General features: G+C 67.4%; 9 protein-coding genes. 2 read left to right on the top strand and 7 right to left on the bottom strand.

Translation table 11 applies throughout. The features are described from left to right. The 7 genes from QQK25_RS17185 to QQK25_RS17155 form a co-directional block, all read right to left on the bottom strand. A partial coding sequence (locus QQK25_RS17185; protein WP_284189035.1) for a 4Fe-4S binding protein occupies window positions 1–192 on the bottom strand: 192 nt, incomplete at its 3' end. A gap of 75 nt (window positions 193–267) precedes the next feature. Continuing rightward, a complete protein-coding gene (locus QQK25_RS17180) occupies window positions 268–885 on the bottom strand; it encodes a TorD/DmsD family molecular chaperone (RefSeq protein WP_284189034.1) in 618 nt (205 codons plus the stop codon). Beyond that, the gene (locus tag QQK25_RS17175; protein ID WP_284189033.1) at window positions 885–1574 is read right to left on the bottom strand and encodes a 4Fe-4S dicluster domain-containing protein; all 690 of its coding nucleotides are present in this window, start codon (window positions 1572–1574) and stop codon (window positions 885–887) included. Before QQK25_RS17175 ends, QQK25_RS17180 begins: the two co-directional genes overlap by 1 nt. Before the next feature lie 25 nt (window positions 1575–1599). Further along, complete coding sequence (locus tag QQK25_RS17170) at window positions 1600–4173, bottom strand: molybdopterin-containing oxidoreductase family protein (RefSeq protein ID WP_284189032.1); 2574 nt, start codon at window positions 4171–4173, stop codon at window positions 1600–1602. Next, entirely contained in the window at window positions 4170–5018 is an 849-nt protein-coding gene (locus tag QQK25_RS17165; protein ID WP_284189031.1) for a hypothetical protein, read from the bottom strand. Before QQK25_RS17165 ends, QQK25_RS17170 begins: the two co-directional genes overlap by 4 nt. 64 nt (window positions 5019–5082) lie before the next feature. After that, on the bottom strand, window positions 5083–5580 hold the full coding sequence (locus QQK25_RS17160; protein ID WP_284189030.1) for a hypothetical protein: 498 nt from the start codon (window positions 5578–5580) through the stop codon (window positions 5083–5085). A 123-nt stretch (window positions 5581–5703) separates the two neighbouring features. Next, entirely contained in the window at window positions 5704–5997 is a 294-nt protein-coding gene (locus QQK25_RS17155; RefSeq protein WP_284189029.1) for a hypothetical protein, read from the bottom strand. A gap of 217 nt (window positions 5998–6214) precedes the next feature. Here QQK25_RS17155 and QQK25_RS17150 point away from each other — a divergent pair, with 217 nt between their 5' ends. After that, window positions 6215–6715, top strand: a complete 501-nt coding sequence (locus QQK25_RS17150; RefSeq protein WP_284189028.1) for a flavodoxin family protein — start codon at window positions 6215–6217, stop codon at window positions 6713–6715. A 275-nt stretch (window positions 6716–6990) separates the two neighbouring features. After that, entirely contained in the window at window positions 6991–8106 is a 1116-nt protein-coding gene (locus QQK25_RS17145) for an amidase (protein WP_284189027.1), read from the top strand.

Genomic DNA, 8106 nt, shown 5'->3' with positions numbered 1-8106 from the left:
CGCGGCGAGCGCCAGCGCCCCCGGCGGACAGGCCGGCACGCACAGGCCGCAGCCGTCGCAGCGGGCCGGATCGAAATCGAGCCCGTCCGGCTGCATCGTCCAGGCGCCAGTGGGGCAGGCGTCCACGCAGGCGCGGCAGCGCGCCACGGCCGCCAGCCGGTGGACGCAGCGGGTTTCGTCGACGGTCAGCATGGCCAAGGCAAAAAAGCCGGGCATCCCCAGGGGATGTCCGGCAAGACGCACGAGGACCTTTGCCGCCGCCTCACGTCAATGGATGGCCCGGAGCTGCCGGTGCAGGTTCTCGATGACATGCAGCGTGAGCGACGCGAGGGCGGCGTAAAAACGGGTCGATGCACGGGCCGTCACCCGCTCGGCGAAGCTGGGGAGCCACTGCAGCAGGTGTTCCTCGATGAAGCGGCGCGCCTCCTCGACATCTCCGCGGGACAGCAGGTAGGACAGGAAGGCCAGCTCGTTGCTGACATGGTCGTCCGCCATGCGTCGCCAGTCGGCCGCCGCCAGGCCGTGGGCGTGGTAGCGGTCGCGTACGGCAAAGCTGGGGCCCTGCATCATCAGCTTCTCCTCGTCGCGCCATACGGATTCGTAAGGCGAGGCGCGCAGGGCGTGGGTGAGGTAGATCCCGGCGTAGTCGGCAGCGAGGTCGTCCTCCAGCGACGGGCGGTCATGCCCGGGCACCCTGCCGATCACCTGCAGGGCTTCGCCCATCGCCACCCGGGGTGGAGCCTCCGGGTCGGCGAGGCTCAGACCCTCCGGAAAACCGGCGGCATGGAGACGGGTCAGGGTCTCCACGTCGCGCTCGGCTTCGTGGAGCCAGGCCAGCGCCGCCAGATCCTCGGCCGCTGCGTTGAAGCTCGGCGTCGCATCCATCACTCAACCCTCCCCTTGGGATGCGCGATGAACACGATGGAGGGATTGGTCAGCTCGGGGCTCGTCATGTGCTGCACCTGCCGCACCGGCTGCTCACCCTTGGCCATCGCCTTGGTGGGATAGGTGCCGGCGCGCAGCTGGTCGATGGGGCCCACGTCGAGCACGCGCATCATGCAGGCCATCACGCAGTAGGGTTTGCGGCCGGCGTCGATCTCGTCCACACACATGTTGCACTTCTTGACGAGGTTGTCGACCGGGTCGAACTGGGGCGCGCCGTAGGGGCAGGCGGCCTCGCAGCGGCGGCAGCCGATGCACAGGGTGGAGTCGATGTCGACGATGCCGTTGTCGGCGCGCTTCCAGATGGCGCCGGTCGGGCAGGTGGGCAGGCATGCGGGTTCGGCGCAGTGGTTGCACGACATGTTCACCTTGTAGGCGAACACCTCGGGAAACTGCCCGCCCTCCACGTACATCACGCGGCGGAAGCGCGGCCCTGGGGCGAGGCCGTTCTTGTCCTTGCAGGCGATCTCGCAGGCGCGGCAGCCGATGCAGTCCATGTTGTTGTGGATGAAGCCGAGCTGCTTTGCCGGCTTGACCGGCTCGTAGGTGGCGGCGTCGCGACGGGCCTGGGCGGCGGGCACTTCGGCGCGGGCCTCGGCGCCCAGCTTGCGGATGGTCTTCTTGTCAGCCATGGTGGTTCTCTCCTGGGGCCGGGCGTCAGTAGTCGCGCCGGAACACGCTGGAGCGTGCGGTGGCGAGCTGGTCCCAGCCAGGGCGGTGGGCGAGGTCCGTCTTCTGCACGTTGACGAGGGCGGTGTTGTAGGCGAACGCACCGGCCGGGCTGGGCTCGTCGAGGGTCAGGAAATCCGGGTTGCCGGCCCGATCCACGCCCTTCTCGTCCAGATCCATCCACGCGCCTTCAAACAGCACCACCACGCCGGGCAGGCAGCGCTCGGTGACGTAGGCTGGCACCACGCACTTGCCGCGGCCGTTCCACACCTCGACGGTGTCGCCGGTCTGGATGCCGAGGCGGCGGGCGTCGGCGGCGTTGATGGTGAGCTCCTGGTCGTAGGTCTCACGCAGCCACGGGATGTTGTGGAAGATCGAGTGGGTCCGCCAGCGCGGGTGGGGGCTGATGAGGTGGAAGGGGTAGTCCTTCGTCAGCGGGCTGTTGAGGGATTCGAAGGGCTCGATCCACTTGGGGATGGCGGGGATCGGGTAGCCGTACTGGGTCTTGGTCCAGTCGTCGATGCCGGCCAGATACGGCGAGAAGATCTCGATCTTGCCGGAGCCGGTCTCGAAGGGCTCGCCCTTCACGATTTGGTCGCGGAAGGCGACCAGCGGGCGCTTGAAGGTGAACTTGTACACGCCGTGCCGCTTGAACTCTTCCCAGCTCATCGTCACGCCCTGATGGGGGCGCACCTTGCCGTTCCACCAGGCGGCCAGGTAGGCCTCGTCCACCGGATCGGGGTTGTGGAAGTAGTCGCGGGTGGCGCGGGGGTTGTAGCGCTTGCCGAAGTCCTTCACCGTCGGGTCGAGGGCCTCGAGGCGGTAGGCCAGCTCGGTGAAGATCTGGAAGTCGGAGCGCGATTCGCCCAGGGGCTGGATCACCTTCGGGCGGTGGATGTAGTAGTGGCCCTTGTACCAGGGCAGCGCCACGTCGTGGCGCTCGAAGTGGGTGGCCACCGGCAGCAGCACGTCGGCCCAGATGCCCGACGGGGTGATGGTCGAATCGAGGCACACCACCAGGTCCAGCTTCTCGATGGCCTGGATTTCCTTGTTGATGTTGGTGAGCTGGTTGAACCAGTCCGAGCCCTGCCAGAAGATGCCGCGGATGTTGGGGATCTGGCCGTCGGTCTCGTCTTCCCGCGGCCACAGGCCGACTTCTTCCCGCCGGACATTGGGGTAGTTCAGCACGCAGTGGGCCCAGCGGTCCGACTTGATCGACCCGAACCACACGTTGGCGTATTCGTCGTAGGGATAGGCGATGGATTCGGAATGCCAGGCCTTGCCGACGCCTTCGGCGCAGCCGCCGAGCTTGCCGATGTTGCCGGTCATGGCCTGCACCGCGGCGGCCATCCGGTTGTACTGCTCGCCATAGGCGGCGCGGCCCGGCGCCCACGACGCCTTGAGCGCCGCCGGCTTGGTGGTGGCGTAGAGGCGCGCGAGCTTGCGGATGTCGCCCGCCGCCACGCCGCAGATCGCCTCGGCCCACTCGGCCGTCTTGGGCGTGCCGTCGCGGGTGCCCATGATGTAATCCTTGAAGCTCTCGGCGTCCCGGTAGTCGGCGGGCATGGTGCCGGCGTCCATGCCCAGCACGAAGCGGTCGATGAACTTCTGGTCGTGCAGGTTCTCGCTGAAGATCACGTGGGCCATGCCGGCCAGCATCGCCGCGTCGGTGTTGGGGCGGATGGGAATCCACCAGGCGTCGTAGGCGGCGGCCGAATCCGTGTATTGCGGGTCTACCAGCACGAACTTGCAGCCGCGCTGCTTGGCCATCCGCATGTAGTAGAAGGTGTTGCCGCCGTGGAAGGTGTAGGCCGGGTTCCAGCCCCACATGATGATGAGCTTGCTGTGGGCGTAGGCATCGTCCTCGTTGCCGTCCTCGATGGTGCCGAAGGTGATGCGGCTGGAGAAGGTGGTGCCCTGGTAGCTGGGCACGCTCCAGCTGTTGGTGCGGCAGCCGAACATCCCGAGAAAACGCCCGAGCAGGCCTTCGATCTGGTCCGACTTGTGGAGCACGCCGTAAGAGGCCCCCGCATAGCTCTGGTCGAGGATCGCGGTGGGGCCGTAGGTCTTCTTCAGCTCGACCATCTTCTGGGCGACGAAATCCAGCGCCTCGTCCCACGACACGCGCTTGAACTTGCCCTCGCCGCGCTTGCCCACCCGCATCATCGGGTAGAGCAGACGCTCCGGCGAGTACAGCCGCGAGCGGTAGCTGCGCCCGCGCAGGCAGGCGCGCAGCTGAGGCTCGTCGGTGGTGTCCTTGCCGAAGAATCCGCCCTTCTGGTAGCGGCCGTCGTCGGACGACAGGCGCACGATCACGTCGCCCTTCTTGTGGGCCACCAGCATGTGGCGCGAGCCGCAGTTGTGGGCGCAGGACGTGACCACCGTGGTGAGCTGGTCGTCGGTGTAATACGGTTCGTAGGCGAAGGCCGAGGCCTCCTTCGGCGCCACCACCAGGCCGCCCAGCCCGGCAAGGCCGGCGCCCACGCCCATCACCTTGAGGAAGTCCCGTCGCCCGGGTTCAGCCGGCGCGGCAGGCGTGCCGCCATCGAAGTCGATCTTCATTTTTCTTGTCCTTGTGCCGTCGTGCCGATCTGGAAGCGGGCTTCGGATTGGGTCGGACGACCCTTGGCCCAGTCAGGTGTCTCCTCCGCCATCCCCGGCCAGGCGTGGCGTGGGTAGGGGTAGGTGATGCGATACCAGGCCCGGCCGCCGTGGCAGCCGTAGCACACGTCACCGTTGCCCTTGCCGGCCGCTTCGATGGCGTCCGGCTTGAGGTAGCTCACCTGATGGCGGGTCGTGCGGATCGCCGCGTGGCAGGTGAGGCAGTCGTTCTGGAACATCTCGCGGGTTTCGCGCCACGGGCCGGGCAGGCCCATCACGGCGGTGTTCATCTGGCCATGGCACTTGAGGCAGGTGGTCTCGGGCACCACGCTCTTGCGCAGGCGGAAGCCGCCGTCGCGCTGGGCGGTGACCGAACTCAGCGGATGCTCGTCGCGGGGATCATGGCCTTCATGGCAGGTGGTACAGCTCAGCGCCATCACCGACTTGGCGAAATCGCTGGTCAGGTGACGCCGGTGGAAGGTGTCCTGGGTACCGCTGTAGGTGCTGGTGCGCTGGTACCAGGCTTTCGCGTCGGCCGCCCGGACGCCGGCAGGCGAGGTTTCGCGCACGGAAGGCTTGAGCACTTCGGCATGACAGGCGAGGCAGTCGGCATCGGTCGCCTTGCTGATCGCGGGCTTGAAATGCAGGGCGCTGTAGCGGGCGCGCTGGTAATCGGGAGTGGGAGGGGATTTCGGGTCGGCTGCATGCGCATCGGACAGCGCCGCACCAAACACCAGGGACAACAGGAGTGCTGCGTGGACACGTAGTTTTCTTGGAATGACCACCATGACAACCTCTCGGCTCATGCCAGACCGGCCGGACAGGCCGGTAAAAAAAGCGGCCCCTTCCGGGGCCGCAAGGAAAGCCCCTTTACTTGCCTTCCATACCCGACATACCGGACATCCCGGACATGCCGCTCATGCCTTGCTGCTTGGCCTTGTGCGCCTTCTTGGCCTTGTTGCCGGACATGCCCGACATGCCGCTCATGCCCTTCTGACCCTGCATGCCGGACATGCCAGCCATGCCCTTCTGGCCCTGCATGCCGCTCATGCCGGCCATGCCCTTCTGGCCTTCCATACCGGACATGCCGGCCATACCCTTCTGGCCTTCCATGCCCGACATGCCGGCCATACCCTTCTGGCCTTCCATGCCGGACATGCCGGCCATACCCTTCTGACCTTCCATACCCGACATGCCGGCCATGCCCTTCTGGCCTTCCATGCCCGACATGCCGCTCATGCCCTTCTGGCCCTGCATGCCACTCATGCCGGACATACCCTTCTGGTCATCCTTGGCGGCCGCGGGCAGTGCCGCACAGAGAGCCAGAGCGATGGCGGAACAGCTGACGAGCTTGCCGAAAGACTTCATAGAGTTTCTCCTTGATTGACAGACTTGCTGGTTGAAGCCGGGCGCCCTTCCCACGGAAGGCCGCCCGGAGATTTCGTTGCGGCCAGCGCGAACGCATCGGCCGCCACGAGGATTCATGCGCGGCTAGCGAACGTGCAGGCCTCGCAGGTCGTAGGGCACGGGCATCCCGGGCCGGAACAGCGGGGAATACCAGTTGCCCTGGGCGGCGATCGTCTCCAGGTTGCCCGGCCAGGGCTTGTCGATGCCCTGCAGCCGTTGCACCTTGAGCGACTCATCCACCGGCGTTGCAGCGACGGTTGGTGCCGATGCGGGCCGCCGATCAGGTTGCAGGCCAGCCACAAAGCCCTCGGCCATCCCCTGCGCGGGGATCTGCAGCAGCAGCAGCGCCAGCCCCAGTGCCTTCATCCTTTGGCTCATCGGTGATTCCTCCTTGCCACTCACTCAGCAGGTTGCGTGCCTGCCTGGCAGAAGAAGACATACCTTTGTTTTGTTGATGTTTTTCCTGAAGCCGCAGCCCGCCTCGAACGGGCCGCCTGCCAGATTGACAGCCCAGCCAAGCCAATGTGACAGGCACGGAAGCCCGCCGCCCGACGCCGGACCGTGCACGCCCCCACCGGCGTGCTAGGGTGAAGGCATGGACACCGCCAAGACTCTCCTCCTCGTCTATCAATCCACCACCGGCGCCACCGAGCAGATGATCCGCGCCGTGGCCCGGGGTGCCGCCGACGAGCCGGACGTCACCGTGCGCCTCCTCGCCGCCCGCGACGCCGGCCCCGACGACCTGCTCGCCGCCGACGGCTACGTGTTCGCCTGCCCCGAGAACCTCGCCGCCATCGCCGGGCTGATGAAGGATTTCTTCGACCGCAGCTACTACGGCGCCCTCGACCACATCAACGGCCGGCCCTACGCCACCGTGGTGTGCGCCGGCAGCGACGGCAGCAACGCCGTACGCCAGATCGCCCGCATCGCCACCGGCTGGCGCCTGCGCGAGATCGCCCCGCCGCTCATCATCTGCACCCACGCCCAGACCACCGAGGCCATCCTCGCGCCCAAGGTCGTGCCCGATTCCGAGCTCGACAAGGGCGTGGAACTCGGTGCCGCCTTCGCCGCCGGGCTGGCCATGGGCGCGTTCTGACGCGCCCTCCGGGGTTCGTCCATCCACAGCAACAATCCGGCATCGATTGTTGCTGTAGCTGAACAAATCACCGCTCCGCCGTCGCCGCCAGCCCTCCCCCGCTGAACTCTTCGCCTCCCCACGCCAGCGCGGCCGATTTTTCATTCCATTTATCGCGTGAAAAATCAGTTGACTTTGCAAGTATTGAAATCTACATTTGAACCAACTTCAGCGGCTTTCCTTCCAGCCCGGACAGGCCAGCCGCTGCACCAGCAACCTCACCAGGAGACGGACCCATGAGCGTTTTCGTCGAGCCCCTCGACATCGGTGGCAACGGCCCGCGGGTCGGCATCAAGGACACCATCGACGTGGTCGGCGTGCGCACCCGCGCCGGCTGCCGGGCCCTCGAATCCGTCGCCGCCGCCCGCGCCAACGCCGACGTGGTCGAGGGCCTGCTGGCCGCCGGCTACCACCTCGCCGGCAAGACCAACCTGCACGAACTCGCCTTCGGCACCACCGGCATCAACCGCTGGACCGGCACCCCCACCAACCCGCAATTCCCGGCCTACGTGCCCGGCGGCTCGTCGAGCGGCTCGGCGGTGGCGGTGGCCGAGGGCAGCGTGGACGTGGCGCTCGGCACCGACACCGGCGGCTCGATCCGCATCCCGGCCGCCTGCTGCGGCGTGTTCGGCCTCAAGCCCAGCTTCGGGCGGGTCAGCCGCAAGGGCGTGATGCCCCGTGACACCAGCCTCGACTGCGTCGGCCCCTTCGCCCGCGACATGGACAACCTGATTGCCGTGATGCGTGCCATCGACCCGAGCTTCGGCCCGCTGCCCGACATCGCGGGCGTGCGTATCGGACTGGTGGAAGTGAACGCCACCCCGACGATCCTCGACGCCGTGTCCGCCGCAGTGGCCGCCAGCGGCCTGTCCGCCTGCAAGGTGCAACTGCCCGACTTCGGCGCCGCCTACGCCGCCGGGCTCACCGTCATCAACGCCGAGACCTGGGCCGCCTGTGGCGAGCTGGTGGGCACCGGGCTGGTGGGCGAGGACGTAGCCCGCCGCCTGCAGGCCGCGTCCCTCACCACACCGGACGACGTGGCCGCCGCCAACCTCGTGCGCGATCGCTTTGCCGCCCAGGTGGACGCGGCCCTGCGGGATTTCCCGATCCTCGCCCTACCGACCATGGCCGACGCGCCGCCCCGGCTCGAGGACGCCGCCGACACCAGCAAGCTCGTCGCGATGACCTCGCTGGTGCGCCCCTTCAACCTTTCCGGCCACCCGGCCATCGCCATTCCGCTGCCCGCCATCGACGGCTACCCCGTGAGCCTTCAGCTGGTGGCGGCCCGGCACGACGACGAACGCCTGTGCGCCGTCGCCGCCCATTTCGCCCGTCACATCAATCGACCCTAA

The sequence above is a fragment of the Zoogloea oryzae genome (assembly GCF_030161255.1).
GTDB lineage: Bacteria > Pseudomonadota > Gammaproteobacteria > Burkholderiales > Rhodocyclaceae > Zoogloea > Zoogloea oryzae.
This window is presented reverse-complemented; position numbering and strand designations above follow the sequence as displayed.

What these genes read in the sequence shown, in the direction of transcription:
- QQK25_RS17180 (WP_284189034.1), bottom strand. Translation starts at nt 885, where the DNA reads ATGGATGCGACGCCGAGCTTCAACGCAGCGGCCGAGGATCTGGCGGCG.
- QQK25_RS17175 (WP_284189033.1), bottom strand. Translation starts at nt 1,574, where the DNA reads ATGGCTGACAAGAAGACCATCCGCAAGCTGGGCGCCGAGGCCCGCGCC.
- QQK25_RS17170 (WP_284189032.1), bottom strand. Translation starts at nt 4,173, where the DNA reads ATGAAGATCGACTTCGATGGCGGCACGCCTGCCGCGCCGGCTGAACCC.
- QQK25_RS17165 (WP_284189031.1), bottom strand. Translation starts at nt 5,018, where the DNA reads ATGAGCCGAGAGGTTGTCATGGTGGTCATTCCAAGAAAACTACGTGTC.
- QQK25_RS17160 (WP_284189030.1), bottom strand. Translation starts at nt 5,580, where the DNA reads ATGAAGTCTTTCGGCAAGCTCGTCAGCTGTTCCGCCATCGCTCTGGCT.
- QQK25_RS17155 (WP_284189029.1), bottom strand. Translation starts at nt 5,997, where the DNA reads ATGAGCCAAAGGATGAAGGCACTGGGGCTGGCGCTGCTGCTGCTGCAG.
- QQK25_RS17150 (WP_284189028.1), top strand. Translation starts at nt 6,215, where the DNA reads ATGGACACCGCCAAGACTCTCCTCCTCGTCTATCAATCCACCACCGGC.
- QQK25_RS17145 (WP_284189027.1), top strand. Translation starts at nt 6,991, where the DNA reads ATGAGCGTTTTCGTCGAGCCCCTCGACATCGGTGGCAACGGCCCGCGG.